Below are 25,595 nucleotides of genomic sequence, written 5' to 3'. Positions count from 1 at the left end.
ATGTGATAGATAGACTGACACGCACTTTCACTGGTGTGATGTCAGGCTAAGGTAAAATTTGTGAGTTCTGCTCTTAATTGAGCAACATGCGAATTTTCGGCGAATGTCGTCTTCACAGTATAACCAGATTGCTTGGGGTTATATGGTCAAGTGAAGAAGCGCATACGGTGGATGCCTTGGCAGTCAGAGGCGATGAAAGACGTGGTAGCCTGCGATAAGCTTTGGGGAGTCGGCAAACAGACTGTGATCCAGAGATCTCTGAATGGGGGAACCCAGCCAGCACAAGCTGGTTATCTTGTACTGAATACATAGGTGCAAGAGGCGAACCAGGGGAACTGAAACATCTAAGTACCCTGAGGAAAAGAAATCAACCGAGATTCCCTTAGTAGTGGCGAGCGAACGGGGACCAGCCCTTAAGTTGATTTGAGATTAGTGGAACGCTCTGGAAAGTGCGGCCATAGTGGGTGATAGCCCCGTACACGAAAATCTCTTATCAATGAAATCGAGTAGGACGGAGCACGAGAAACTTTGTCTGAACATGGGGGGACCATCCTCCAAGGCTAAATACTACTGACTGACCGATAGTGAACCAGTACCGTGAGGGAAAGGCGAAAAGAACCCCGGAGAGGGGAGTGAAATAGAACCTGAAACCGTATGCGTACAAGCAGTGGGAGCCTACTTTGTTAGGTGACTGCGTACCTTTTGTATAATGGGTCAGCGACTTATATTCAGTGGCGAGCTTAACCGAATAGGGGAGGCGTAGCGAAAGCGAGTCTTAATAGGGCGTTTAGTCGCTGGGTATAGACCCGAAACCGGGCGATCTATCCATGGGCAGGTTGAAGGTTAGGTAACACTGACTGGAGGACCGAACCGACTACCGTTGAAAAGTTAGCGGATGACCTGTGGATCGGAGTGAAAGGCTAATCAAGCTCGGAGATAGCTGGTTCTCCTCGAAAGCTATTTAGGTAGCGCCTCATGTATCACTCCAGGGGGTAGAGCACTGTTTCGGCTAGGGGGTCATCCCGACTTACCAAACCGATGCAAACTCCGAATACCTGGAAGTGCCGAGCATGGGAGACACACGGCGGGTGCTAACGTCCGTCGTGAAAAGGGAAACAACCCAGACCGTCAGCTAAGGTCCCAAAGTCATGGTTAAGTGGGAAACGATGTGGGAAGGCTTAGACAGCTAGGAGGTTGGCTTAGAAGCAGCCATCCTTTAAAGAAAGCGTAATAGCTCACTAGTCGAGTCGGCCTGCGCGGAAGATGTAACGGGGCTCAAACCATGCACCGAAGCTACGGGTGTCATCTTTGATGACGCGGTAGAGGAGCGTTCTGTAAGCCTGTGAAGGTGAGTTGAGAAGCTTGCTGGAGGTATCAGAAGTGCGAATGCTGACATGAGTAACGACAATGGGAGTGAAAAACTCCCACGCCGAAAGACCAAGGTTTCCTGCGCAACGTTAATCGACGCAGGGTTAGTCGGTCCCTAAGGCGAGGCTGAAAAGCGTAGTCGATGGAAAACAGGTTAATATTCCTGTACTTCCAGTTATTGCGATGGAGGGACGGAGAAGGCTAGGCCAGCTTGGCGTTGGTTGTCCAAGTTTAAGGTGGTAGGCTGAGATCTTAGGCAAATCCGGGATCTCAAGGCCGAGAGCTGATGACGAGTTGCCTCTAGGCGACGAAGTGGTTGATGCCATGCTTCCAAGAAAAGCTCCTAAGCTTCAGATAACTGGGAACCGTACCCCAAACCGACACAGGTGGTCGGGTAGAGAATACCAAGGCGCTTGAGAGAACTCGGGTGAAGGAACTAGGCAAAATGGCACCGTAACTTCGGGAGAAGGTGCGCCGACGAGGGTGAAGGACTTGCTCCGTAAGCCCATGTCGGTCGAAGATACCAGGCCGCTGCGACTGTTTATTAAAAACACAGCACTCTGCAAACACGAAAGTGGACGTATAGGGTGTGACGCCTGCCCGGTGCCGGAAGGTTAATTGATGGGGTTAGCGCAAGCGAAGCTCTTGATCGAAGCCCCGGTAAACGGCGGCCGTAACTATAACGGTCCTAAGGTAGCGAAATTCCTTGTCGGGTAAGTTCCGACCTGCACGAATGGCGTAACGATGGCGGCGCTGTCTCCACCCGAGACTCAGTGAAATTGAAATCGCTGTGAAGATGCAGTGTATCCGCGGCTAGACGGAAAGACCCCGTGAACCTTTACTATAGCTTTGCACTGGACTTTGAATTTGCTTGTGTAGGATAGGTGGGAGGCTTTGAAGTGGGGACGCCAGTTCTCATGGAGCCATTCTTGAAATACCACCCTGGCAACTTTGAGGTTCTAACTCAGGTCCGTTATCCGGATCGAGGACAGTGTATGGTGGGTAGTTTGACTGGGGCGGTCTCCTCCCAAAGAGTAACGGAGGAGTACGAAGGTGCGCTCAGACCGGTCGGAAATCGGTCGCAGAGTATAAAGGCAAAAGCGCGCTTGACTGCGAGACAAACACGTCGAGCAGGTACGAAAGTAGGTCTTAGTGATCCGGTGGTTCTGTATGGAAGGGCCATCGCTCAACGGATAAAAGGTACTCCGGGGATAACAGGCTGATACCGCCCAAGAGTTCATATCGACGGCGGTGTTTGGCACCTCGATGTCGGCTCATCACATCCTGGGGCTGAAGCCGGTCCCAAGGGTATGGCTGTTCGCCATTTAAAGTGGTACGCGAGCTGGGTTTAGAACGTCGTGAGACAGTTCGGTCCCTATCTGCCGTGGACGTTTGAGATTTGAGAGGGGCTGCTCCTAGTACGAGAGGACCGGAGTGGACGAACCTCTGGTGTTCCGGTTGTCACGCCAGTGGCATTGCCGGGTAGCTATGTTCGGAAGAGATAACCGCTGAAAGCATCTAAGCGGGAAACTTGCCTCAAGATGAGATCTCACTGGAACCTTGAGTTCCCTAAAGGGCCGTCGAAGACTACGACGTTGATAGGTTGGGTGTGTAAGCGCTGTGAGGCGTTGAGCTAACCAATACTAATTGCCCGTGAGGCTTGACCATATAACACCCAAGCAATTTGCCGACGCAGATTGCGGTGGTGAAGACGAAACGACCGAAAGTTCGCAAGACCACAAATTCACATATCCGAATTGGCCAAGAGTGTTTAAACGACATTTTGGCAACAGAATTTCTTGACGACCATAGAGCATTGGAACCACCTGATCCCATCCCGAACTCAGCAGTGAAACGATGCATCGCCGATGGTAGTGTGGGGTTTCCCCATGTGAGAGTAGGTCATCGTCAAGATTCATTTCGCAAAACCCCTATCTGCGTGAGCAGGTAGGGGTTTTGTCTTTCCGGCGCGGTGGTTGCAGTCTCAACCCCTCGCCAGTTCCGCCAGGTGGGCTGTTGCTTCCTCGCTCTTGAGCACCAATACATCGCCTTTCAACGCGTCTAGCACCACCTCTGCGGTGTTTCCGATCAAAGCGCCGGTTATGCCGGTTCGGCCGACGGTACCCATGATGGTCACGACAGCGTCGTACTTGTCCTCCGTGAAGGGGATTAGAACATCCGCCGGGCCTTCTGCGATGTGCAGGCGATCATCACTGATATCGAACTCGGCTTGGAAAGCTGTGCATGCGTCCCTATAGCGCTGCTCGATGGTTTCGCTGAGTTGGAAGGCGGGGTCGGAAGCGGAAAGCATGGGGGAGGGATGGGCGCAGATCACATGCAATTCCCCTTTGGCCAAGCTGGCGATTGCATAACCGTGATCGATGATACTGGCATGCAGGCGACGGTGGTCCTCGTCCTGATTGCCGACATCAACAGCAGCAAGAATCACTCCACCGGTCCAGGGCCGCTCGCTCTTGACCATCAACACTGCGCAAGGGCACTGACGCAACAGCTTCCAGTCGCTGGGTGTCAGTATCGCCTTTTTCAGTGGGTTATCCGGTCGATGCTCCTTGATCACCAGTTCGCAACCTTCAGCCTGCTGCACCCGAATAATGGTTTCGTGCAGGCTTTCTTGCCAAGCCTCTTCATGGGTGACATTGACATACCCATCATCGCGCAACTGGCTTTGCAGCAAACTCAAAAGGGCACTGTGCTCACGATTCTTGTCACACATCAGCAGGTGCAGGCGGGCACCTGTCACACCTGCGATCAGTTTGGCCCGGGTCAGTGCGCGGCTATGGGCATGCGCAGGGTCTAGAACGACAAGGATGCTGCGGACGGCTTGCATGGGCGTTAGCTCCCTTCAAAGATGGCGACCTGTGCCTGACTATAGTCCGCGCCGCGCACGCCGCCGTTTGATGTACATCAAGCATAGCCACTGGCGTTGGCCGACGCCGCCGGTATAATTCCTGGTCCTGCCTGTCCTGTGTGGTTGTGTGCTTATGTCCCTGATCCCCGAAATCGACGCTTTCCTCGGCTGTCCCACCCCAGACGCTTGGATCGAGGCGGCGCTGTCGGATCAGGAAACCTTGCTGATCGACCACAAGAATTGCGAGTTCAAGGCTGCCAGCACCGCGCTGAGTCTGATCGCCAAGTACAACACGCACCTGGACCTGATCAACATGATGTCGCGCCTGGCCCGTGAAGAGTTGGTGCATCATGAACAGGTGCTGCGTCTGATGAAGCGTCGTGGTGTGCCATTGCGACCGGTTTCCGCCGGGCGTTATGCGTCGGGTCTGCGCCGTCTGGTACGGGCCCACGAGCCGGTCAAACTGGTCGACACACTGGTTGTCGGGGCCTTTATCGAGGCGCGTAGTTGCGAGCGCTTCGCAGCCTTGGTGCCGCACCTGGATGAAGAGCTCGGCACCTTCTATCACGGGCTGCTGAAAAGCGAGGCGCGCCATTATCAGGGTTACCTGAAGCTTGCACACCAGTACGGTGCTGAGGCGGATATTGCCAAGCGTGTGGAGCTGGTGCGCGAGGCAGAGGTCGAACTGATCAGTTCACCCGATCAGGAATTGCGCTTTCACAGCGGTATCCCCATGGCGCAGGCTGCCTGATCCACTTCAAGAACGCCGCCCCAGCAACAACCCGATGACCAAGCCAAAGCCCGCGGAAATGGCAACGGTTTGCCAAGGATGCCCGCCAATGTAGTCCTGGGTGGCATCCATCACGGGTTGGGCCTTGGCACGTACCCGGTTGGCAGACTCACGGGCCTGGCGCAATTTGAGGCTGACTTGGGCGCGCAGGGTTTCTGCCTCTTCGCCTACCAGGGAGGCGCTGTCGTTGAGGAGCTTCTCTGACTCTTCGATCAATGCCTGCAGCTCGCTGAACACTTGGTCCTTGATTTGTTCGCTTTCGGTAATCAGGGCGGTTTTCCGGGCCATGAACACATCCTCGTCGATGGGTGAGTTGAATAATGGATGCCGGTGCGGCGGGAAAGTTGCGCCGGCTTACCGATCATTCGCCCCTACAGTGTAAGATAGCGACCATTTTTCACATGCAGGTATCCCCATGAGTTTCAATCTGGCCAACAAGAGCTTCGAGGAACGGGCGCAGATCGAGGCAGAAAAGGCCCGCTTGTTCGAACTGTGGCAGAACAACCTCGGCAAAGCCAAGGGCGAGGCCGCGCGGCTGATTGCCGAAAAGCCCCGGCGCAAAGGCAAATGGGCCGAGTGGGTACGTGCCGAGCTTGACAGCATGTCGCCACCGGAATACGCAAACATGGTGCGCAGCGAGGTCAACAAGCTGATGGCCGCCGCCAGCGCCAATCGTTGAGCGCCTGATATCCTGCACTCAACGATAAAGGCTGCCACCCTGAGGCAGGTCAAGCTTGCCCTGGTCGGTGAAACGCACCGTGCCAAACAACCCTCCCGCCAGTTTTCCGCGCAACACATAGGGCAGGCCTTGCAGTGAGTCCAGCTTGCGCAGCCCATAGGCCTGGCGCAGGAAGGAGAACGCAGTGATGCTGACCGGCACCACGATCACCGCTTCGTCGTATCGGCCGATGTGCCCCTTCTGGTCGCTGACGCCGGCCGCCAGTGGCTGGCCATTCACTTCCAGATTGAGTGCGACACCGTCGTAATCGACCGATGCATCATTAGGGTTCTGCACGCGCATCTTCACTGCCATGCGCATCTCCAGTTCTTGTCCTGGCAAAGGCTCGATGCCGATGACGCTGATGTTCAGTGGGTCGCGCGCCTGGAACAGCGCACAGGCACCGAGCCCAAGCGCCATCAATAGCATCAGTGCATAACGGGCGCAGCGCATAAGACGGTCACGCATAGAGGTGGCCTTTTCGTTAGAAAATCAGCATGCAGTGTGGCAAATGCACGAGGACGTTGAAAGTCTCGGGCCTTATGAAAGATACTGTTTCTCATTAACGCCCGATAATCTCTCTTACTGGCTGCTTCTCACTCAATGCTGACGTCTCCCGTGTCTGGTCTGCTGGCAAGTTTCCAGGAGCACTACGACGACCTGCTGCAGTTTCTCACCCGGCGTATGAACGACCGGCAGCGGGCCGCCGATGTGGCGCAGGAGACCTATCTGAAGCTCGTACAGGTCGATCAGCAGGCGATACCGGTTCTGCATGCGCGCAGTTACATCTTTCGCGTGGCCGGCAATCTGGCGATCGATGCCCTGCGTCGTGAGCAGCGTATCGCGTCCCGCCACGATGACAGTGACGGTGCGGGAGAGATTGCCTGTCCGGCCCCCGCGCCGGAAGCGGCGCTGCTTGCCCGCGAGCGTTTGCAGATACTCGACCAAGCGCTGCTGCAATTGCCCAGCAAACCCCGCGAAGCCCTGTTGCTCAACCGCGTCGAAGGCCTGACCCAGGCGCAAATTGCACAGCGGCTGGGCGTTTCCGAGAGCATGGTGGCAAAATACATCGGCCAAGCCCTGCGCCACTGCCGTGACTGGGTCAAACACAACCATGACTGATGCCCTTGCCATGCCCGCGCCTCCACCGACCAGCGACCTGTCCAACGACGCCCTTGACTGGCAGGTGCTGCTGCATTCTGGCAACGCCAGTGCGGCAGACCACGCACGCTATCAACGCTGGTGCCAGCTCAGCGCGGCCCATGCCGAGGCGGCACGGGAGGCCCAAGCGCTCTGGGAGGATATCGGCGGCACTTCCGCTGCCGCATCGTTCATTGCGTCGCCGGCACCGCGCAAGCGCCATTGGTTTGCTGGCATCGCCGCATCAGTGGTGCTGTTGGTGGCGGGCTACAGCGGTTGGCAGCAGGCCCCAGTCTGGCTGGCGGACTATCACACAGGCGTGGGGCAGCGGCAGAGCATTACCCTGGCCGATGGCTCGCGGGTGGTGCTCAACAGTGCCAGCGCCTTGACCGTGGCCTTTACCGATCATGAGCGCAGGGTCGTGTTGCGGGCCGGCGAGGCGTTGTTCGAAACGGTCAACGATGTGCGCCCCTTTGTTGTCGATACTGGCGATGAGACCGTGCGGGGCGACACCGCCGTGTTCAGCGTGCGCAGCGACGGCCGGGTGGTGCTGGCCGAAGGTGAGGCAAGGGTAGCGGGGCAGCTCGTGCCGGTATCGGCAGACGCCAGCGCGCAGACAGCCTGGCAGCGCGGCAAGCTGATTTTCAATGGCAAGCCATTGGGCCAGGTGCTGGCAGAGCTTGAGCGTTACCAGCAGGGTCGCATCCTGTTGTCGGACAGCCAGCTGGCCACACTGCAAGTCAGTGGCGTTTTCGATCTTGACGAGCCTCACGCTTTGTTGCGCACACTCGAGCAGCGTTACGGCCTGAAGGTCACCTATCTGCCATGGCTGGCTGTAGTGCATTGAGTCGTCAGAAAAAATAATCGAAATTTTTTTCATTCAGCACTGCAAGTTCATGCAGGCCAGATCGTCGTAGTGGGACTGATCAGCAACCCATTCTCATTTACGACTTGTCTGGAAGCTTATTCGTGACACTCACGCTCAAGCCTTTGCACCGCCGCGGCGGTCGGTTCCATCATGCCTTGCTGTCCTGCACCGCCCTGGCCATGCTTGCCAGCCCGCTGCAGGTCTGGGCCGACTCCGCTCGCGATCAAGCCCGGGTCGAAGCTCGACAGGTACAGCTCGATCTCCCTGCGCAGGCCCTCGACCAGGCCCTGACCGCGTTTGCCGACCAGGCGGGTTTGCACCTGCTGTACACCACCAGCGACGTCGCAGGGCTCACCAGCCCGGCACTGCAGGGTAGCTACAGCATCGAGCAGGCATTGCAACAGCTGCTGGCCGGAAGCGACATGGCCTGGCAGTTCAGCGACGTCCGCACCGTAACCCTGCGCAGGGCCGAAGGTGCGCCGCAGGCGATCAATCTCAAGCCCATCGAAGTGAGCGTGGCGTCGCGTACCAGCACTGCCATCAGTGAAATTCCTGGTACGGTCTGGGTCGTTGATCAACAGCAGCTGCGCGAGCAGATCGACAGCGGCGTCAGTCTCAAGGAGGCCATCGGCAAGTTGGTGCCTGGCCTGGACCTGGCCCCTGAAGGCCGCACCAACTACGGCCAGAACATGCGCGGGCGCAACGTGTTGGTGATGATCGACGGTGTCAGCCAGAACAGTTCGCGCGGTTTGTCGCGCCAGTTCGATAGCATCTCGCCGTTCAACGTCGAGCGCGTGGAAGTGTTGTCCGGCGCCAGCGCCATCTATGGCGGTGGTGCCACCGGCGGCATCATCAACATCGTGACCAAGAAGGGCGAGCCGGGGCCTGCACGTTTCGAGACTCAGTTTGGCGCCAGCAGCGGCTTCAACAACAGCGACGACCTGGCCACTCGTTTCGCTCAGTCGGTCAGCGGCGGCAATGAGCGGGTGAAGGCTCGCCTGGGAGTTTCCGGCGAACAGAACGAGGCGTTCTATGACGGTGCGGGCGACCAGATTTTCATCGACAACACTCAGACCGACTTGCAGTACAACCGCACCCTCGATGTGCTCGGCACCCTGGGGCTCACCTTGAGCGACGAGCAGAGCCTCGACCTGTTGGCCCAGTACTACGATTCCGGTAACCACGGCAGCACCGGCATCTACTTCCCCAACCTCAACTACAACGCACCGTCAGACTTAGAAGACGCCGAGCTGCGCGGTGGTTATTCCTCTGACCTGGAACCTCGCACCCGGCGTCTGCTACTCAATGCCAACTACCACCACACCGATGTGCTGGGCCAGGACTTCTACCTGCAAGCTTCGTATCGCAAGGAGGACGACAATTTCTATCCGTTCCCTTACTACAACCGCGCCACTCCCACCGGCTCGCGCGGCGTGTACTTCGCCGCGTCGCAGCAGAATTTCGAGGTCACCAGCCTCAAAGGGTTGTTCGCCAAGCAGTGGGACACGCTCAAGCTCACTTACGGGGTAGACCTTGACCGAGAGCGCTTCAATGCCCAGCAGACCACCTTCGATGCACTGACCTCGTCTGAAAGCGGTGGCCTGGACCTGGACAAAGCCAGCAAGGCGGACCGTTACCCCAGCTACCGGGTCGACGGTGTGTCCGTTTACGCCCAGCTCGATTGGCATGCGACCGATAACCTGACCCTGTCCACAGGCGCACGACGCCAGCAGATGGACGTGGATGTCAGCGATTTCAAGGGCGTGCCGGGCGGCAGCAATGACTACCAGGTCAATCTTTACAACATGGGAGCCATCTACGATTTCAAGAATGGCCACCAGGTTTGGACCAACTACGGTGAAGGTTTCGACCTGCCAGACCCTGCCAAATACTACGGCAAGCAAGGCCTGAGCGTGGCCGACAACCCGCTGGCGGGTATCAAGAGTCGTCAGGTCGAGCTCGGCTGGCGCTACGCCGATCTGGATTGGGATGCCCAGGCAGCGCTGTACTACATCTGGTCGGACAAGATCATCAACGTCGACTCGCAGACGCTGACCATCGATGTGGAAGACCAGAAGAGCCGAGACTTTGGCTTTGAAGGGGCGTTGACCCGGCACTTTCAGAGCGGTTGGGAGGCGGGCGGCACCCTGCACCTCACCCGCTCCGAGGAAGAAGACGCCAATGGCGGCTGGGACAAGCGCGACGCTCGATATGCATCGTTGTCCAAATCCACTGCGTTCGTTGGCTGGAAAGGTGACGGCCGTAGCGCACGCCTGCAGGCCAACCATGCATTCAGCTTGAAGGATGACGCTGACCACGAGATCGACGGGTATACGACCTTCGACCTGCTGGCCAGCCAGGACACCGGTTTCGGCACCTTCAGCGCGGGTATCCAGAACCTTCTGGACAAGCAGTACAGTACGGTCTGGGGGCAGCGAGCGACATTGTTCTACTCACCAACTTATGGGCCAGCTTACCTGTATGACTACCAAGGACGGGGCCGGACCTACACCCTGACCTGGAGCATGGCCTACTAACCGGTGCTTGCGCGTGCTGGCCGGATCGCCGGCCGGCGCCTACAGGTGCTTTACGCGCCCTGTAGGCGCCGACTGATCGTTTCATGAGACGAACGCCCCTTGCAGATCCTCCACGAATGCGCCCTGCGCCTCCCCGCAGGCCTGCACTCGATGCCAGGCCAAAGTGAACGGCACAAGGAAATCCAGCGCCGGATCCAGCGCTCGCAGCAGACCTTGCGCCTCCCAAGGTGCTGCGTAATGGCACGGTAGGTAACCGATATGTCGGCCCGACAGGATGAATGCCAGTACACTTTCGGTCTGCTCCGCCACCGCCATGCTTCGGTGGCTTTGAAACGGCTCGCCTGATTTGAGAAAGCGATACGGGTGACGAACCTGGTCCGCTTCGAGCAACTGTCCGTGCTCGACGTGCGGCACCGCGAACAGCGCGTGGCCCTTGCCGCAGTACAAGCGCTGGCGCTCTTCGAACAACGGTTGGTAATCGAACGCTGCCTGGTTACCGGAGAAGTAGCTGATGGCGTAATCCAGCCGCTGCTCCAGCAACAGTCGTTCCAACTCTGCCGGTGGTGCGCTGATCAATTGCAACTGGACGGATTCGTCCCGCTCACGAAAGCGCGATATCGCGTTGGCGATGCGCAGGCTCACCGACGTGTCCTGGCCCTCTGCCAAACCCAGCCGTACAGTCCCCAGCAGCCTTCCGCCAACGCCATTGGCCTGCTGACGAAAGTGCTCGATGTTCAGCAACAATTCGCGGGCAGCATCCAGCAATAACTGGCCTTTTTCAGTCAGTCGGAAGCCGCCCTTGCCACGGTTGCACAGGCGATAGCCCAGGCGGGTTTCCAGCTGCGCCATGCGCTGGCTGATGGTGGGTTGGCTGAGCCCAAGTACGCCCTGGGCGGCACTGAAACCACCGGCCTCTACTACAGTGACGAACAGCCGCAGCAGGTGCAGGTCGGGGTCTTGCACTTGGCCAAGCATACATTGCTCCTGATGAATGTCAGCTTTACAAACTTGCCATTCCTGCAATGTAACTCGGCTGGCATGCTGGCGGCATCCACCCATTTGCCGAGGTGTTCGTCATGCGTCGATCGTTGTGTCTGTTGTCCCTGGTACTGGCCTTGCCGCTGCAGGCCGAAGAGAAGGTCGTGAACCTTTACAGCTGGGCGGACTATGTCGCGCCGCAAACCCTTGAGCGCTTCGAGCGCGAGACCGGCTACAAGGTCCGCTACGACACCTTCGACACCACCGAAGTGCTGGAAACCAAGCTGTTAACGGGGGGGAGCGGCTACGATGTGGTGGTGCCATCTTCCACGGTGCTGGCGCGTGCGCTGAAGGCCAGTGCGTTACAACCCTTGAACGCACAGGCAATGCCTGGCTATGCCAATCTCGACAAGGACCTGCTGGCAAAACTGGCCGAGGCCGACCCCGGTAACCGTTACGCAGTGCCCTACACCTGGGGCACATTGGGCCTGGGGGTGAATGTCGAAGCGGTGCGCGAGCGATTGGGTGACGTGCCGCTGGACAGCCTCGACCTGCTGTTCAAGCCCGAGTACGCCAGCCGACTCAAATCATGCGGGATCGCCATGCCCGACTCACCCCAGGAGGTCATCGGCCTGGCCCTTAACTACCTCGGTAAAGACCCGTACAGCCAGGACAAGAACGCGCTTGCCGCCGCCCGCCAGTTGCTGGACCAACTGCAGCCGTCGATCAGCTACGTCGCCAACGGCCGCCAGATCAACGACCTGGCCAACGGCAGCGTGTGCCTGGCATTGACCTACAACGGCGACGCCGCCATGGCGGCCGACCAGGCGCGCAAGGCCGGCAAGCCATTCCAGCTCATCTACCGCATTCCGCGGGAAGGCACCCTGGTGTGGCAGGACAACCTGGTCATTCCCAAGGATGCCCCGCATCCGGAGGCTGCCCGGGCGTTCATCGCCTTCATGCTCAAGCCAGAATCGGTAGCCGCGCTGACCAATACGCTGTTTTTCGCCAACGCCAACCAGGCCGCCACCCCCTTGGTGGACGACGCGGTACGTAACGACCCGGATATCTATCCACCTGCCGCGGTGCGTGAGCGTCTGTACGCCGACCGCAGCATGGCATTGTCCGACCTGCGCCAGCGCAACCGCTTGTGGACGGCATTTCGCAGCGGGCAGTAATCGATAACGACATAGGAGCGACACCGTGGACCAAGCCGCCAACAATGACCAGGCCATGACCCGCGACAGCTTGTACGGCACTGCTGCTGAAAGCACCTACGCAGGCATTACCAGTTTCTCCCGGCGCCGCTACAGCCGCGATTTGCGTGGGGTGGATGTAGTGGTGAGCGGGGTGCCTTTCGACACCGCCACCAGCAACCGCCCAGGCGCACGTTTCGGGCCGCGAGCGATTCGTGCCGCTTCGGTGCAGCAAGCCTGGGCACGGCACTGGCCCTGGGCGTTCGATCCCTTCGACCACCTGGCGGTCATCGACTATGGCGACTGTGCGTTCGACAGTGGGACGCCACAGTCGGTGCCGGAAAGCATAGAGGCCCATGCCAATCGGATACTCGAAGCAGGGTGTGCCATGTTGACCCTGGGCGGCGACCACTTCATCAGCTACCCGCTGCTCAAGGCCCATGCCCGGCGCCACGGGCCGCTGGCGCTGATTCACTTCGATGCACACAGCGACACCTGGCCCGACGAAGATGGCAAGCGCATCGATCATGGCACCATGTTCTGGCACGCTGCGCGCGAAGGCTTGGTCGATCCAACGCATTCCGTGCAGATCGGCCTGCGCACCACCAATGACGACAGCCAGGGCTTTGCCATCCTCGATGCCCGCCAGGTCCATCGCCTGGGCACGGAGGCGGTTATCGAAGCGATCCGCCAGCGAGTCGGTGATCGGCCGGTATACCTGACTTTCGATATCGACTGCCTCGACCCAGCTTTCGCCCCAGGCACGGGGACCCCGGTATGCGGTGGCCTTAGCACCGTACAGGCCCTCGAGATTCTGGGTGGATTGCGTGGCATCAACCTGGTGGGCATGGACCTGGTGGAGGTGGCGCCGGCTTATGATCATGCCGATATCACTGCCCTGGCGGGGGCAACCCTGGCCATGGAAATGCTCTGCCTGTATGCGGCGCGACACAAACTCACCGACACATCACGGGGTCTGTAGGCGTCGGCTGGCCGGCGACCAGGCCATCGGAAAGGACCGATGGCCTTGCGTCGCAACGGTCAGGTACAGCGCCGCCAAAGGCCCATACTGAAACATCACGAATCAACTCCATCCGCTTTCACACTTTTGCCGCGAACCCCTTGCGCCTTAGGCTATCCAACCTTCGAGGCGCGTCATTTTCGTACAGGAGGTGAAGCATGAACATCACGATGCCAACCTTGGGCCTCGGCCTGTTGCTGTGCTTGCCACTGCAAGCGGCGCCCCTCCAGCCGCTGCAGCTCGCTGCTGGCAACAACAACCCTTACAACAGCCCAATCCAGCGCGCCAATCCGAATAGCCGCCAAGGTAGCGTCCAGCCGGCGCCTCCGGTACGCGGGCCTTCGACCGTGCCCATTCAGCGCACGCCCAGCCTGGACAACCGCGGCATCGGTAACGGCGACAACCTTCGGCGTCAGCAGCAAGCGCCAAACCTTGAACCCACTCGGCCACCGCGCGACACCCAGCGCGTGCCGTGAGCCCCGCATCGGAAGGAACCCTGCATGACACGACCCACCTGGCTGATTACCCTGACCGCCGCAGCGTTATTCCCGCTGCTGGCCCAAGCCGCTTCCCAGCAGCAGTTTCCCAGTGAAGAGGGGCCGTTGATCGTCGATACCGTGGCCGATGGCCTGCGCAATCCCTGGTCACTGGCGTTTTTACCGGGTGGCAAGGACATGCTGGTGACCGAGCGGCCTGGCAATCTGCGCATCGTCAATGCCGAGGGCAAGGTTGGACCACCCGTCAGTGGCGTGCCCAAGGTGTGGGCCGAAGGGCAGGGTGGTTTGCTGGATGTGGCGCTGTCGCCTGAGTTCGGGAAGGACCGTACCGTCTACCTGTCATTTGCAGAGGAGGGCAGCGACGGCAAGGCCGGGACGGCCGTCGGTCGCGGCCAGCTTTCGGCGGATCGTGCACGACTGGAGAACTTTACCGTGATCTTCCGTCAGTTGCCCAAGCTGTCGGAGGGCAACCACTTTGGTTCGCGGCTGGTGTTTGACCGAGACGGCTACCTGTTCATCGCGCTGGGCGAGAACAACCAGCGGCCCACCGCCCAGGACCTTGACAAGCTGCAGGGCAAGATCGTGCGCTTGTGGCCCGACGGCAGCGTGCCGAAGGACAACCCCTTCGTCGGCCAGGACGCCGTGCGCCCGGAGATCTGGTCTTACGGCCATCGCAACCAGCAGGGCGCTGCCCTCAATCCATGGACCGGAAAACTCTGGACCCACGAACATGGCCCACGCGGCGGTGACGAGATCAACATCCCGCAAGCGGGCAAGAATTACGGGTGGCCCATCGCAACGCATGGCATCAACTATTCGCTGCTGCCGATCCCCGAAGCCGAGGGCAAGCACGTCGATGGCATGATCGACCCGCACCATGTGTGGGAGAAGTCACCCGGAATCAGCGGCATGGCGTTCTACGATAGCCCCACCTTCCAAGCCTGGGGCCACAACTTGTTCATCGGCGCACTGGCCACCCAGGAATTGATCCGACTGCAGTTGGTGGGAGACAAGGTCGTCCATGAGGAGCGGCTGCTGGGCCAGCTCAAGGCGCGGATTCGAGATGTGCGGGTGGGACCGGACGGTTATCTGTATGTGTTGACCGATGAGAAGGATGGAAAGCTGCTGAAAGTTGGGTTGGACGAAGATTGAGGTCGAGCCGCAGGTCGCAGGAGTGCCTATGCTCAAGCATGCATTCCAGGGAGTCGTCTCATGCCTGCCACCTCCATCACCAGCCTTCGGGCCGCACCCTGTGAGCTGATCATCGACACCGATCCCGGGGCCGACGATCTGGTCGCGCTGTTACTGGCCATGGCATCGCCAGATGAGCTGAGTATTCGTGCGATCACCACCGTGGCTGGCAATGTGCACCTTGCCAAGACCTCGCGCAATGCTCGCCTGGCCTGTGAGTGGGGTGGTCGGGAGGATATCCCTGTGTATGCCGGGGCCGCCCGGCCACTGGTACGTGCGCCTGTCCATGCCGCCGAATTGCATGGTGAAGAAGGCTTGAGTGGTGTGACGGTTCATGAGCCGGCCAAGCCCCTGAGTCAGGGCAATGCCGTGCAGTACCTGATCGATACCCTGGGCGCCGCTGAACCTCACAGCATCACCCTGGCCATGCTCGGCCCGCAGACCAACCTGGCACTTGCGCTGATCCAGCGTCCGGAAATAGCCAAGGGTATCAAGGACGTGGTGGTCATGGGCGGTGCCCACTTCAACGGCGGCAACATCACGCCGACGGCGGAATTCAACATTTATGCCGATCCTCACGCCGCCGAGGTAGTGCTGGCAAGTGGCGTTCGCTTGACCTACCTGCCGCTGGACCTGACCCACACGCTACTCACCAGCGATGCTCGTCTGCGGCAGTTGGCGGCTATCCACAACCGTGCCAGTCAAGTGGTGGTGGATATACTCAACGCCTACATCAAGCACGACATGGACGTGTATGGGATGCCCGGCGGGCCTGTGCATGACGCCAGCGTCATCGCCTACCTGGTCAAGCCAGAACTGTTCAGTGGTCGACGTGTCCATCTGGTGGTAGACAGCCGTGAAGGCGCAACCTTCGGCCAGACCATCGCCGATTGGTACGGTGTGCTCAAGCGTCCGGCAAACGTGATGTGGGTATCGCAAGGCGACGCCCAGGGGCTGTTCGATCTGCTCAGTGAGCGTCTGGCGAGATTGCGATAGCCGGCTGTGGGGCGTAGCGCTCGATGACCTGCTCGACGAAACTGCGCGCTGCTTCGGCACCGCGGTCACGTACCAGCAGGTCGATGGCGATCAAAAGCAGCTCCTCCGGGGTGCCAGGGCTGTAGGCGCTCTGGCCCTCGGCCCATTTGACCTTGATGTCGGCGTCGATGCTGTGGCTGCTCATGGAAGGCTCTCGCTGAAGGCCCGGTATGGAGAGGCGAACACCTGACCCTGGCGTTCGAAGGAGGCATGATGCGCTCCACTTCTTGCAGTAAATCATGACTTTGCGTCAAGCACCCTGCGACTTAAGAATAAAAGGCCATGTCGGGCAAACCAAGAGGCTGGTGCAAAATTCAGTCACGATTGCTTTTCGTCTCGACTGGCGAGATCAGGCAGACTTGTGCGGTTTTGCAACAAACTATGAGTGAAGCTGTCGCATTAGGCAGTTCCCGGATTGATTTTAGGAGGATTCATGTTCCGTACCCGTGCTTCCCTGGCGACCCTGCTACTGGCGTCCGTCCTGGCAGGTTGCAGCTCTGGCGGTCACTCGGGCGGCGGTGCCCCGGCAGCGGCGGCTGGCAACGATGGGCGCTGCGATGCCAGTGGGGCCGATTTCGCCATTGGCAAGCCAGGTAGCGCCGAACTGCTCGAGCAGGCGCGAAAGGCCAGCGGCTCGCAAATGGCACGCATCCTCAAACCCCATGACGTGGTCACCCTGGAGTATCGCTCCGAGCGTTTGAACCTTAATGTCGACGAGCGAGGGGTAGTCATCCGCGCCAACTGCGGTTAAGGGGCAGGGCCGAGCGTGCCCGGCGGACACCCAAAAAAAACCCGCCACGGAGGCGGGTTTTTTCAGCTGTCCGAATTACTCCGGACGAACCTGAGCAGCCTGCATGCCCTTCTGGCCGCGCTCGGCGACGAAGGAAACAGTCTGGCCTTCTTTCAGGCTCTTGAAGCCGTCGGTTTCGATGGCCTTGAAGTGTACGAACAGGTCGTCGCCGCCGCCTGCTGGGGTGATGAAGCCGTAGCCTTTCTCATCATTGAACCATTTGACGGTGCCGTTTTGGCGATTGGACATGGGGTGAATCTCCAGACATTTAATTTTTCAGTGGTGCAATGCGGCCGAGGCTACGGAGCACCGGCGACATCATAGTCTAATTCTGCGCATCTAGCGCCTTTTACCTTCGCAGGATACTGATCCAGGGCAAACAAAGTGTTGATTGCTTGCTCAGGACTTCGGTTTGCATGCCGCCTGCACGACAGTTTGCGCTTTCTGCATCAGCTTGGCGTCAACGCCGTCCTTGCTATCCAGGTCTTCGATCTCCTTATCGCTGAAATTCTTTTTGATGGCTTGCGCGCCGCATTCGCAGTGCTTCTTCGCGGTCGCAGCGTCCACGCCCTGTCCGCTGGCCACTTGGGTGCACTGGGCCATGTAACCAGCCTCCTTCCCAGGGGGGAAGTTGCCAGCGTTCGCAGCGACAGGCAGCAGCAGGGCGCTAGCGGCCGCCAGGGCCAGAAGAGAGTGAAGTCGCATAACCGGTTACTCCTTGGGTTAAGGTCTCATCAAGAGTAGGTTGCTTCCCAAGGTCTGATAGGATTTTTTCCGCGTTAGTTCACCACAACCGCGTAATTCCCAAATATTTCTGCCTGCTGTGCAACCCGCGTGCTAGCATGGCCGGCTTGTGGCTGCCCTGACGGCGCCTACATTTATCTTTTTCACTTTCCAGTCACTCAGGTCCCCCTGGCAAGCCGAAAGGTTTCTGCCACTGTGAGGCAGGCTTTCCCAAGGGAAAGGCAGGTCGGATCTTGTACTGGCTCATCCCAACCCACGTGACCTTTGGTAGGGGTCACCACTAGGAGAGGAGGCGCCATGCCCATTATTACTCTTCCCGATGGCAGTCAACGTTCGTTCGACAAGGCCGTATCCGTAGCCGAAGTCGCCGCCTCGATCGGCGCTGGTCTGGCCAAGGCCACCCTGGCCGGTAAAGTCGACGGCAAGCTGGTCGATGCCTGCGACCTGATCGAGAACGACGCCACCCTGCAGATCATCACCCCTAAAGATGAAGAGGGACTGGAGATCATTCGTCACTCGTGCGCCCACCTGATCGGCCACGCGGTGAAGCAGTTGTACCCGACCGCCAAGATGGTGATCGGCCCGGTGATCGACGAAGGCTTTTATTACGACATCGCCTACGAGCGTCCTTTCACCCCGGATGACCTGGCCGCCATCGAGCAGCGCATGCAGCAGTTGATCGACAAGGACTACGACGTCATCAAGAAGATGACTCCGCGCGCCGAGGTCATCGACGTGTTCAAGAACCGTGGCGAGGACTACAAGCTGCGCCTGGTCGAGGACATGCCCGACGAGAAGGCCATGGGGCTGTACTACCACGAAGAATACGTCGACATGTGCCGTGGCCCGCACGTGCCGAACACCCGTTTCCTCAAGGCCTTCAAGCTGACCAAGCTGTCCGGCGCCTACTGGCGCGGTGATGCCAAGAACGAACAGTTGCAACGCGTGTACGGCACCGCTTGGGCCGACAAGAAGCAGCTGGCCGCCTATATCCAGCGCATCGAAGAAGCCGAAAAACGCGACCACCGCAAGATCGGCAAGCAGCTGGACCTGTTCCACCTGCAGGAAGAAGCACCCGGCATGGTGTTCTGGCACGCCAATGGTTGGACCGTTTACCAGGTACTCGAGCAGTACATGCGTAAAGTCCAGCGCGAGAACGGCTACCAGGAAATCAAGACCCCACAGGTTGTCGACCGTATCCTCTGGGAGCGCTCCGGCCACTGGTCCAACTACGCCGAGAACATGTTCACCACTTCGTCGGAAAGCCGCGATTTTGCCGTCAAGCCGATGAACTGCCCGTGCCACGTGCAGGTGTTCAACCAGGGCCTCAAGTCTTACCGCGACCTGCCGCTGCGCTTGGCCGAATTCGGTGCTTGCCACCGTAACGAGCCGTCTGGCGCGCTGCACGGCATCATGCGTGTACGTGGCTTCGTTCAGGACGATGCGCACATCTTCTGCACCGAAGACCAGGTGAAGAAGGAAGCTGCCGACTTCATCAAGCTGACCCTGGACGTGTACAAGGACTTCGGTTTCACCGACGTCGCCATGAAGCTGTCGACTCGTCCCGCCAAGCGCGTGGGTTCCGAAGAGTTGTGGGATCGCGCCGAAGGCGCCCTGGCCGATGCGCTGAACGAGTCGGGCCTCGAGTGGGAATACCAGCCGGGCGAGGGTGCGTTCTACGGTCCGAAGATCGAGTTCACCCTGCGCGACTGCCTCGGTCGTAACTGGCAGTGCGGTACGCTGCAGTACGACCCGAACCTGCCTGAGCGTCTGGATGCCAGCTATATCGCCGAAGATAACAACCGTAAGCGCCCGGTCATGCTGCACCGTGCCATCCTCGGTTCGTTCGAGCGCTTCATCGGCATGCTGATCGAGCACTACGCGGGTGTGTTCCCTGCCTGGCTGGCACCAACCCAAGCGGTGATCATGAACATCACCGACAAGCAGGCCGATTTCGCCCTCGAAGTAGAAAAAGCCCTGAACGGTAGCGGTTTCCGTGCCAAGTCGGACTTGAGAAACGAGAAGATTGGCTTTAAAATCCGCGAGCATACTTTGCTCAAGGTCCCGTACCTTTTGGTTATAGGGGATCGCGAAGTCGAAACGCAGACCGTCGCCGTACGCACCCGTGAAGGCAAAGACCTCGGCTCCATGCCGGTGGCTGAATTCACGCAGCTGCTCAACAGCGCTGTAGCCCAGCGCGGTCGCCTAGAATCGGAGTAATGACTATTAAGCGTGAAATGAGAAACGATAAACGAACTGCACCGAAAGCCCCGATCAACGAGAATATCTCGGCACGCGAGGTTCGGTTAATTGGCGCTGACGGCGAGCAGATTGGCATCGTCTCGATTGATGAAGCGCTTCGAATCGCTGATGAAGCGAAGCTGGATCTGGTGGAAATCTCTGCAGACGCGCAACCGCCCGTCTGCAAGGTGATGGACTACGGCAAGCACCTCTTCGAGAAGAAGAAGCAGGCCAACGAAGCCAAGAAAAACCAGAAGCAGATCCAGATCAAAGAAATCAAGTTTCGTCCAGGGACGGAAGAAGGGGATTACCAGGTAAAACTACGCAACCTGGTACGTTTCCTTACTGATGGGGACAAGGCCAAGATCTCTCTGAGATTCCGTGGCCGTGAGATGGCTCACCAGGAGCTGGGCATGGAGCTGTTGAAGCGGGTCGAAGCCGACCTCGCCGAATACGGCTCCGTTGAGCAGCATCCGAAGATGGAAGGACGCCAGCTTATGATGGTCATCGCCCCCAAGAAAAAGAAGTAATCTCCCGGGCACGGCAGGCCTGATGATTATGTGTAATTTTATCGAATGCGGAGTTCCAACATGCCAAAAATGAAAACCAAGAGCGGTGCTGCAAAGCGCTTCCTGAAGACCGCTTCCGGCTTCAAGCACAAGCACGCTTTCAAGAGCCACATCCTGACCAAAATGTCGACCAAGCGTAAGCGTCAACTGCGCGGTGCCAGCCTGCTGCACCCGTCTGACGTTGCAAAAGTCGAGCGCATGCTGCGCGTACGTTAATTTCGGTCAAAGATAGAGGAAGTTACTCATGGCTCGTGTAAAGCGCGGCGTTATCGCTCGTAAGCGTCACAAGAAAATTCTGAAACTGGCTAAAGGCTACTACGGTGCACGCTCGCGCGTATTCCGCGTCGCCAAGCAGGCTGTCATCAAGGCTGGCCAATACGCCTACCGTGACCGTCGCCAGAAGAAGCGTCAGTTCCGCGCCCTGTGGATCGCTCGTATCAACGCCGGTGCCCGCACCAACGGTCTGTCCTACAGCCGTCTGATTGCTGGCCTGAAAAAGGCGTCGATCGAAATCGACCGTAAGGTTCTGGCTGACCTGGCAGTGAACGAAAAAGCGGCGTTTGCTGCGATTGTCGAGAAAGCTAAAGCCGTTCTGGCTTAAGTACCCACGACAATCATCCGGCGGCGCGCTGCGGCGCCGGGTGTAAAACGTCATCGATAGGGGAAGAGCCTTCAAAAGCTCTTCCCCTATTTTCGTATCTGGAGTCTGTACATGGAAAACCTGGACGCGCTGGTTGCCCAAGCCCTCGAGGCCGTGGAACGCGCTGAAGACATCACTACCCTGGAACAGATCCGGGTTCAATTCCTCGGCAAGAAGGGCGAACTGACCCAGGTGATGAAGACCCTGGGCAACCTGCCAGCCGAAGAGCGGCCGAAAGTCGGCGCGCTGATCAACGACGCCAAGGAACGCGTCACCGACGTGCTCAACGCACGCAAGGCCGCCTTTGAAGAGGCCGAGCTCAGCGCTCGCCTGGCCGCCGAATGCATTGACGTGACCCTGCCAGGCCGTGGCCAGACCACTGGCGGCCTGCACCCGATCACCCGTACCCTCGAGCGCATCGAGCAGTTCTTCACCCACATCGGCTACGGCATCGCCGAAGGCCCGGAGGTCGAAGACGACTACCACAACTTCGAAGCGCTCAACATCCCAGGCCACCATCCGGCCCGGGCGATGCACGACACCTTCTATTTCAATGCCAACATGCTGCTGCGCACCCATACCTCGCCGGTACAGGTCCGCACCATGGAATCGAGCCAGCCGCCGATTCGCATTGTCTGCCCAGGCCGCGTCTACCGCTGCGACTCGGACATTACCCACTCGCCGATGTTCCACCAGGTCGAAGGCCTGCTGATCGACCGCGGCATCAACTTCGCCGACCTCAAGGGCACCATCGAAGAGTTCCTGCGGGTGTTCTTCGAGAAAGAGCTGGCCGTGCGCTTCCGCCCGTCGTTCTTCCCCTTCACCGAGCCGTCCGCCGAAGTGGATATCCAGTGCGTGATGTGCGCTGGCAACGGCTGCCGCGTGTGCAAGCAAACCGGCTGGCTGGAAGTGATGGGTTGCGGCATGGTGCACCCGAACGTGCTGCGCATGTCTGGCATCGACCCGGAAGAGTTCCAGGGTTTCGCCTTCGGCATGGGCGCCGAGCGCTTGGCCATGCTGCGCTATGGCGTCAACGATTTGCGTCTGTTCTTCGACAACGACCTGCGGTTCTTAGCGCAATTCCGCTAGGCCTATCCGACGCAATTTTCAGGAGAACAGCATGAAATTCAGTGAACAGTGGCTGCGCGGTTGGGTAAACCCGCAAGTCTCCCGTGACGAACTGGTCGCCCGTCTGTCCATGGCCGGCCTCGAAGTCGACAGCGTTACCCCCGCTGCCGGGCAGTTCAGCGGTATCGTCGTGGGCGAGATCCTCGCCACCGAACAGCACCCGGACGCCGACAAGCTGCGCGTCTGCCAGGTAAGCAACGGCCAGGAAACCTTCCAGGTTGTCTGCGGCGCCCCTAACGCACGTCCAGGCATCAAGATCCCGTTCGCCATGATCGGCGCCGAGTTGCCAGGTGACTTCAAGATCAAGAAAGCCAAGCTGCGCGGTGTCGAATCCTTCGGCATGCTGTGCTCGGCCGCCGAACTGCAGATCAGCGAAGAAAACGACGGCTTGCTGGAGCTGGCCGCCGACGCCCCGGTAGGTGAAGACATTCGCCAGTACCTGAGCCTGGACGACGCCAGCATCGAGATCGGCCTGACCCCGAACCGTGGCGACTGCCTTTCCATCGCCGGTCTGGCGCGCGACGTCAGTGCGCTGTACAACGTCCCGGTTACCCGCCCGAACGTGCCGGCGGTACCGGCTGCGCACGACGAAGTGCGTCCGGTCGAAGTCAGTGCTCCGGCTGCTTGCCCGCGTTACCTGGGCCGCGTCATCCGCAACGTCGACCTGAGCAAGCCGACTCCGCTGTGGATGGTTGAGCGCCTGCGCCGCAGCGACGTGCGCAGCATCGACGCTGCCGTCGACATCACCAACTACGTGATGCTTGAGCTGGGCCAGCCCATGCACGCTTTCGACCTGGCTGAGATCAACGGCGGCATCCGCGTGCGCATGGCCGAAGAGGGCGAGAAGCTCGTCCTGCTCGACGGCCAGGAAGTAGCCCTGCGGGCCGATACCCTGGTCATCGCCGACCACACCCGCCCCCTGGCCATTGCCGGCGTCATGGGGGGCGAGCACAGCGGCGTGAACACCGAGAAGACCCGCGACCTGTTCCTGGAAAGCGCCTTCTTCGAGCCGATTTCCGTCGCTGGTAAAGCCCGTTCCTACGGCCTGCACACCGACGCCTCGCACCGCTATGAGCGTGGTGTCGATTCGCAGCTGGCTCGCGAAGCCATCGAGCGCGCTACTGCGCTGGTGCTGGAGATCGTGGGTGGCGAAGCCGGTCCGGTGGTCGAGGCTGCCAGCGAGCAGCACTTGCCGAACATCGCCCCGATCACTCTACGCGCCGACCGCATCACCCAGATGCTCGGCATGGAAATGGACCCGGCCCAGGTCGAGCAACTGCTCAACGCCCTGGAGCTGACCACCACGCGCAGCGGAGAGGGGGAGTGGACCGTCAACGTCCCGAGCCACCGCTTTGACATCAGCCTGGAAGTCGACCTGATCGAAGAGCTGGCCCGCCTGTACGGTTACAACAACCTGCCGGTCCGTTATCCGCAAGCGCGCCTGGCGCCGCAAGCCCGCCCGGAAACCCGTGGCGAGCTGCCAAACCTGCGTCGCCTGCTGGTTGCTCGCGGCTATCAGGAAGCCATCACCTACAGCTTCATCGACCCGAAACTGTTCGAGCTGTTTAGCCCAGGTGTCGAGCCGCTGCTGCTGGCCAACCCTATCTCCAACGATATGGCTGCCATGCGTGCGTCGCTCTGGCCGGGTCTGGTGAAGGCGCTGCAGCACAACCTCAACCGCCAACAAGACCGCGTTCGCCTGTTCGAAAGCGGCCTGCGTTTCGTTGGCCAGCTGGGTGATCTCAAGCAGCAGCCGATGATTGCCGGCGTGGTCACCGGTAGCCGCCTGCCAGAAGGCTGGGCCAACGGTCGCGATGGCATCGACTTCTTCGATGTCAAGGCCGATGTGGAGGCCCTGCTGGGTTACTCGGGAGCGCTGAACGACTTCACCTTCAGCGCTGGAAAACACCCCGCCCTGCACCCTGGCCAAACCGCCCTGATCGAGCGCGACGGCAAGCAGGTCGGCTACCTGGGCGCCATCCACCCAGAGCTGGCCAAGGCCCTGGATCTGGATCGCCCGGTGTTCCTGTTCGAGCTGGTGCTGGGTGAGGTGGTCGAAGGCCGTCTGCCGAAGTTCAGTGAACTCTCCAAGTTCCCGGAAACCCGTCGTGACCTGGCGCTGATCGCCGGCCGTGACGTGGCCTCCAGTCAGGTGCTTGAAGTGATTCGTAACAATGCCGGCGAATGGCTGACAGACCTCAGGCTGTTTGACGTCTACCAGGGTAAAGGTATTGATCCTGATAGAAAAAGCCTGGCAGTCGGCTTGACCTGGCAGCATCCATCGCGCACTCTTAACGACGATGAGGTGAACACGACTCTGCAGAACATCCTCACCTCGCTCGAACAAAGGTTGAACACCACGTTAAGGAAATAACGGTATGGGTGCTCTGACGAAAGCTGAGATGGCCGAAAGGCTGTACGAGGAGCTGGGACTCAACAAGCGTGAGGCCAAGGAGTTGGTAGAGCTGTTTTTCGAAGAAATTCGGCACGCGCTTGAGGAGAACGAGCAGGTGAAGTTGTCAGGTTTCGGCAACTTCGACCTTCGCGACAAACGGCAGCGGCCGGGCCGCAACCCCAAGACGGGGGAAGAGATCCCGATTACCGCGCGCCGCGTCGTCACCTTTCGTCCAGGGCAAAAGCTGAAAGCCCGGGTAGAGGCCTATGCTGGAACCAAGCCATAACGACGAACTGCCCCCCATACCGGGCAAACGCTACTTCACTATTGGTGAAGTCAGCGAGTTGTGTGCGGTGAAGCCGCATGTGCTGCGGTATTGGGAGCAGGAGTTTCCCCAACTCAACCCGGTCAAGCGGCGCGGGAACAGGCGGTATTACCAGCGGCAAGATGTGCTGATGATTCGTCAGATCCGTGCACTGCTGTACGACCAGGGCTTCACCATTGGCGGGGCGCGGTTGCGGCTTTCCAGTGATGAGGTAAAGGACGAGTCCAGCCAGTACAAGCAGCTGATTCGGCAGATGATTGCCGAATTGGAAGATGTGCTGGTCGTGCTCAAGAAGTGATCTGCACCCGACGAATGGAAGTTTCTTAAAAAAAAGCTTCCATTAATCAGATGGTTAGGGTAGATTCTTCATCGTTCTCAGCGGTATCGAGAATAGAGTCGGGGCGTAGCGCAGCCCGGTAGCGCACTTGCATGGGGTGCAAGGGGTCGAGTGTTCGAATCACTCCGTCCCGACCAATATATTCAGCAACTTAGCCACCTTCGGGTGGCTTCGTTGTTTCTGGGGCTAGTGACTTTTCGAGTGACTTCGCCTTTTTC

Annotated in this window: 25 protein-coding genes, 1 tRNA gene, 2 rRNA genes and 1 pseudogene; 22 read left to right on the top strand and 7 right to left on the bottom strand. The window is 59.2% G+C overall.

Annotation, left to right across the window (positions count from 1 at the left end; genetic code table 11):
* The first annotated feature begins 144 nt into the window (after window positions 1–144).
* Both C4Q26_RS02230 and rrf read left to right on the top strand, forming a co-directional pair.
* Window positions 145–3,036: ribosomal RNA gene (locus C4Q26_RS02230) — 23S ribosomal RNA — on the top strand.
* 130 nt (window positions 3,037–3,166) lie between these two features.
* A 5S ribosomal RNA gene (gene rrf / locus C4Q26_RS02225) occupies window positions 3,167–3,282 on the top strand.
* A 70-nt stretch (window positions 3,283–3,352) separates the two neighbouring features.
* On the opposite strand, the gene C4Q26_RS02220 is transcribed toward rrf, so the two are convergent.
* Window positions 3,353–4,216, bottom strand: a complete 864-nt coding sequence (locus C4Q26_RS02220; RefSeq protein WP_104881955.1) for a universal stress protein — start codon at window positions 4,214–4,216, stop codon at window positions 3,353–3,355.
* A 154-nt stretch (window positions 4,217–4,370) separates the two neighbouring features.
* On the opposite strand from C4Q26_RS02220, the gene C4Q26_RS02215 reads away from it, so the two are divergent.
* A complete protein-coding gene (locus C4Q26_RS02215; protein ID WP_023379782.1) occupies window positions 4,371–4,988 on the top strand; it encodes a tRNA-(ms[2]io[6]A)-hydroxylase in 618 nt (205 codons plus the stop codon).
* 6 nt (window positions 4,989–4,994) lie between these two features.
* On the opposite strand, the gene C4Q26_RS02210 is transcribed toward C4Q26_RS02215, so the two are convergent.
* On the bottom strand, window positions 4,995–5,315 hold the full coding sequence (locus tag C4Q26_RS02210; RefSeq protein WP_027907811.1) for a YqjD family protein: 321 nt from the start codon (window positions 5,313–5,315) through the stop codon (window positions 4,995–4,997).
* A 127-nt stretch (window positions 5,316–5,442) separates the two neighbouring features.
* On the opposite strand from C4Q26_RS02210, the gene C4Q26_RS02205 reads away from it, so the two are divergent.
* Window positions 5,443–5,706 carry a hypothetical protein gene (locus C4Q26_RS02205; RefSeq protein ID WP_023379784.1) on the top strand — a complete coding sequence of 88 codons (264 nt, stop codon included), beginning with the start codon at window positions 5,443–5,445 and terminating at the stop codon, window positions 5,704–5,706.
* Between the two features lie 18 nt (window positions 5,707–5,724).
* On the opposite strand, the gene C4Q26_RS02200 is transcribed toward C4Q26_RS02205, so the two are convergent.
* Window positions 5,725–6,213, bottom strand: coding sequence for an LEA type 2 family protein (locus tag C4Q26_RS02200; RefSeq protein ID WP_104882675.1), 489 nt, complete (start codon window positions 6,211–6,213; stop codon window positions 5,725–5,727).
* A 135-nt stretch (window positions 6,214–6,348) separates the two neighbouring features.
* On the opposite strand from C4Q26_RS02200, the pseudogene C4Q26_RS02195 reads away from it, so the two are divergent.
* From C4Q26_RS02195 to C4Q26_RS02185, 3 genes and pseudogenes are all read left to right on the top strand, one after another.
* Window positions 6,349–6,852, top strand: a pseudogene (locus C4Q26_RS02195) (RNA polymerase sigma factor); the annotation flags it as partial.
* Window positions 6,853–6,859: 7 nt separating this feature from the next.
* The gene (locus tag C4Q26_RS02190) at window positions 6,860–7,732 is read left to right on the top strand and encodes a FecR domain-containing protein (protein ID WP_148299908.1); all 873 of its coding nucleotides are present in this window, start codon (window positions 6,860–6,862) and stop codon (window positions 7,730–7,732) included.
* 122 nt (window positions 7,733–7,854) lie between these two features.
* Window positions 7,855–10,290: a TonB-dependent receptor gene (locus tag C4Q26_RS02185; RefSeq protein WP_023379786.1), complete on the top strand. Its 2,436-nt coding sequence runs from the start codon at window positions 7,855–7,857 to the stop codon at window positions 10,288–10,290.
* 81 nt (window positions 10,291–10,371) lie between these two features.
* On the opposite strand, the gene C4Q26_RS02180 is transcribed toward C4Q26_RS02185, so the two are convergent.
* A complete protein-coding gene (locus C4Q26_RS02180) occupies window positions 10,372–11,265 on the bottom strand; it encodes a LysR family transcriptional regulator (protein ID WP_104882674.1) in 894 nt (297 codons plus the stop codon).
* A 101-nt stretch (window positions 11,266–11,366) separates the two neighbouring features.
* Here C4Q26_RS02180 and C4Q26_RS02175 point away from each other — a divergent pair, with 101 nt between their 5' ends.
* From C4Q26_RS02175 to C4Q26_RS02155, 5 genes are all read left to right on the top strand, one after another.
* On the top strand, window positions 11,367–12,446 hold the full coding sequence (locus C4Q26_RS02175) for an extracellular solute-binding protein (protein WP_023379788.1): 1,080 nt from the start codon (window positions 11,367–11,369) through the stop codon (window positions 12,444–12,446).
* Between the two features lie 25 nt (window positions 12,447–12,471).
* Window positions 12,472–13,446 (top strand): agmatinase, encoded by a 975-nt coding sequence (speB, locus tag C4Q26_RS02170; RefSeq protein WP_027907813.1) that lies wholly within the window; start codon window positions 12,472–12,474, stop codon window positions 13,444–13,446.
* 197 nt (window positions 13,447–13,643) lie between these two features.
* Entirely contained in the window at window positions 13,644–13,961 is a 318-nt protein-coding gene (locus C4Q26_RS02165; protein WP_023379790.1) for a hypothetical protein, read from the top strand.
* 24 nt (window positions 13,962–13,985) lie between these two features.
* Complete coding sequence (locus C4Q26_RS02160; RefSeq protein WP_104882673.1) at window positions 13,986–15,134, top strand: PQQ-dependent sugar dehydrogenase; 1,149 nt, start codon at window positions 13,986–13,988, stop codon at window positions 15,132–15,134.
* Between the two features lie 60 nt (window positions 15,135–15,194).
* On the top strand, window positions 15,195–16,169 hold the full coding sequence (locus tag C4Q26_RS02155) for a nucleoside hydrolase (RefSeq protein ID WP_104882672.1): 975 nt from the start codon (window positions 15,195–15,197) through the stop codon (window positions 16,167–16,169).
* Here C4Q26_RS02155 and C4Q26_RS02150 read toward each other — a convergent pair.
* On the bottom strand, window positions 16,141–16,353 hold the full coding sequence (locus tag C4Q26_RS02150; RefSeq protein ID WP_023379793.1) for a hypothetical protein: 213 nt from the start codon (window positions 16,351–16,353) through the stop codon (window positions 16,141–16,143). The two genes, C4Q26_RS02155 and C4Q26_RS02150, sit on opposite strands and share 29 nt — an antisense overlap.
* Before the next feature lie 288 nt (window positions 16,354–16,641).
* Between C4Q26_RS02150 and C4Q26_RS02145 the strand changes: the two genes are divergently transcribed.
* Window positions 16,642–16,959, top strand: a complete 318-nt coding sequence (locus C4Q26_RS02145; RefSeq protein WP_023379794.1) for an I78 family peptidase inhibitor — start codon at window positions 16,642–16,644, stop codon at window positions 16,957–16,959.
* 75 nt (window positions 16,960–17,034) lie between these two features.
* On the opposite strand, the gene C4Q26_RS02140 is transcribed toward C4Q26_RS02145, so the two are convergent.
* Window positions 17,035–17,247, bottom strand: coding sequence for a cold-shock protein (locus C4Q26_RS02140; protein WP_023379795.1), 213 nt, complete (start codon window positions 17,245–17,247; stop codon window positions 17,035–17,037).
* A 150-nt stretch (window positions 17,248–17,397) separates the two neighbouring features.
* Window positions 17,398–17,703, bottom strand: coding sequence for a hypothetical protein (locus tag C4Q26_RS02135; RefSeq protein WP_023379796.1), 306 nt, complete (start codon window positions 17,701–17,703; stop codon window positions 17,398–17,400).
* Between the two features lie 336 nt (window positions 17,704–18,039).
* Between C4Q26_RS02135 and thrS the strand changes: the two genes are divergently transcribed.
* From thrS to C4Q26_RS02090, 9 genes are all read left to right on the top strand, one after another.
* The gene (gene thrS / locus C4Q26_RS02130; RefSeq protein WP_023379797.1) at window positions 18,040–19,962 is read left to right on the top strand and encodes a threonine--tRNA ligase; all 1,923 of its coding nucleotides are present in this window, start codon (window positions 18,040–18,042) and stop codon (window positions 19,960–19,962) included.
* Entirely contained in the window at window positions 19,962–20,513 is a 552-nt protein-coding gene (gene infC / locus C4Q26_RS02125; RefSeq protein WP_013972005.1) for a translation initiation factor IF-3, read from the top strand. The genes thrS and infC overlap by 1 nt, the downstream gene beginning before the upstream one ends.
* Before the next feature lie 60 nt (window positions 20,514–20,573).
* The gene (gene rpmI, locus C4Q26_RS02120; protein WP_003250667.1) at window positions 20,574–20,768 is read left to right on the top strand and encodes a 50S ribosomal protein L35; all 195 of its coding nucleotides are present in this window, start codon (window positions 20,574–20,576) and stop codon (window positions 20,766–20,768) included.
* Window positions 20,769–20,796: 28 nt separating this feature from the next.
* Window positions 20,797–21,153: a 50S ribosomal protein L20 gene (rplT, locus tag C4Q26_RS02115; protein ID WP_003250671.1), complete on the top strand. Its 357-nt coding sequence runs from the start codon at window positions 20,797–20,799 to the stop codon at window positions 21,151–21,153.
* Window positions 21,154–21,264: 111 nt separating this feature from the next.
* Complete coding sequence (gene pheS / locus C4Q26_RS02110) at window positions 21,265–22,281, top strand: phenylalanine--tRNA ligase subunit alpha (RefSeq protein WP_023379798.1); 1,017 nt, start codon at window positions 21,265–21,267, stop codon at window positions 22,279–22,281.
* A 31-nt stretch (window positions 22,282–22,312) separates the two neighbouring features.
* Window positions 22,313–24,694: a phenylalanine--tRNA ligase subunit beta gene (gene pheT / locus C4Q26_RS02105; protein ID WP_023379799.1), complete on the top strand. Its 2,382-nt coding sequence runs from the start codon at window positions 22,313–22,315 to the stop codon at window positions 24,692–24,694.
* 4 nt (window positions 24,695–24,698) lie between these two features.
* Window positions 24,699–25,001, top strand: coding sequence for an integration host factor subunit alpha (ihfA, locus tag C4Q26_RS02100; RefSeq protein ID WP_003250679.1), 303 nt, complete (start codon window positions 24,699–24,701; stop codon window positions 24,999–25,001).
* Window positions 24,982–25,338, top strand: coding sequence for a MerR family transcriptional regulator (locus C4Q26_RS02095; RefSeq protein WP_011533210.1), 357 nt, complete (start codon window positions 24,982–24,984; stop codon window positions 25,336–25,338). The genes ihfA and C4Q26_RS02095 overlap by 20 nt, the downstream gene beginning before the upstream one ends.
* A gap of 99 nt (window positions 25,339–25,437) precedes the next feature.
* Window positions 25,438–25,514, top strand: a tRNA-Pro gene (locus C4Q26_RS02090).
* Window positions 25,515–25,595: the final 81 nt, after the last annotated feature.

Origin of the sequence: Pseudomonas sp. SWI44 (assembly GCF_002947915.1) — a bacterium.
Taxonomy (GTDB): domain Bacteria; phylum Pseudomonadota; class Gammaproteobacteria; order Pseudomonadales; family Pseudomonadaceae; genus Aquipseudomonas; species Aquipseudomonas taiwanensis.
The sequence above is the reverse complement of the archived record's forward strand: the minus strand, read 5'-3'. Positions and strand labels throughout refer to the sequence as shown.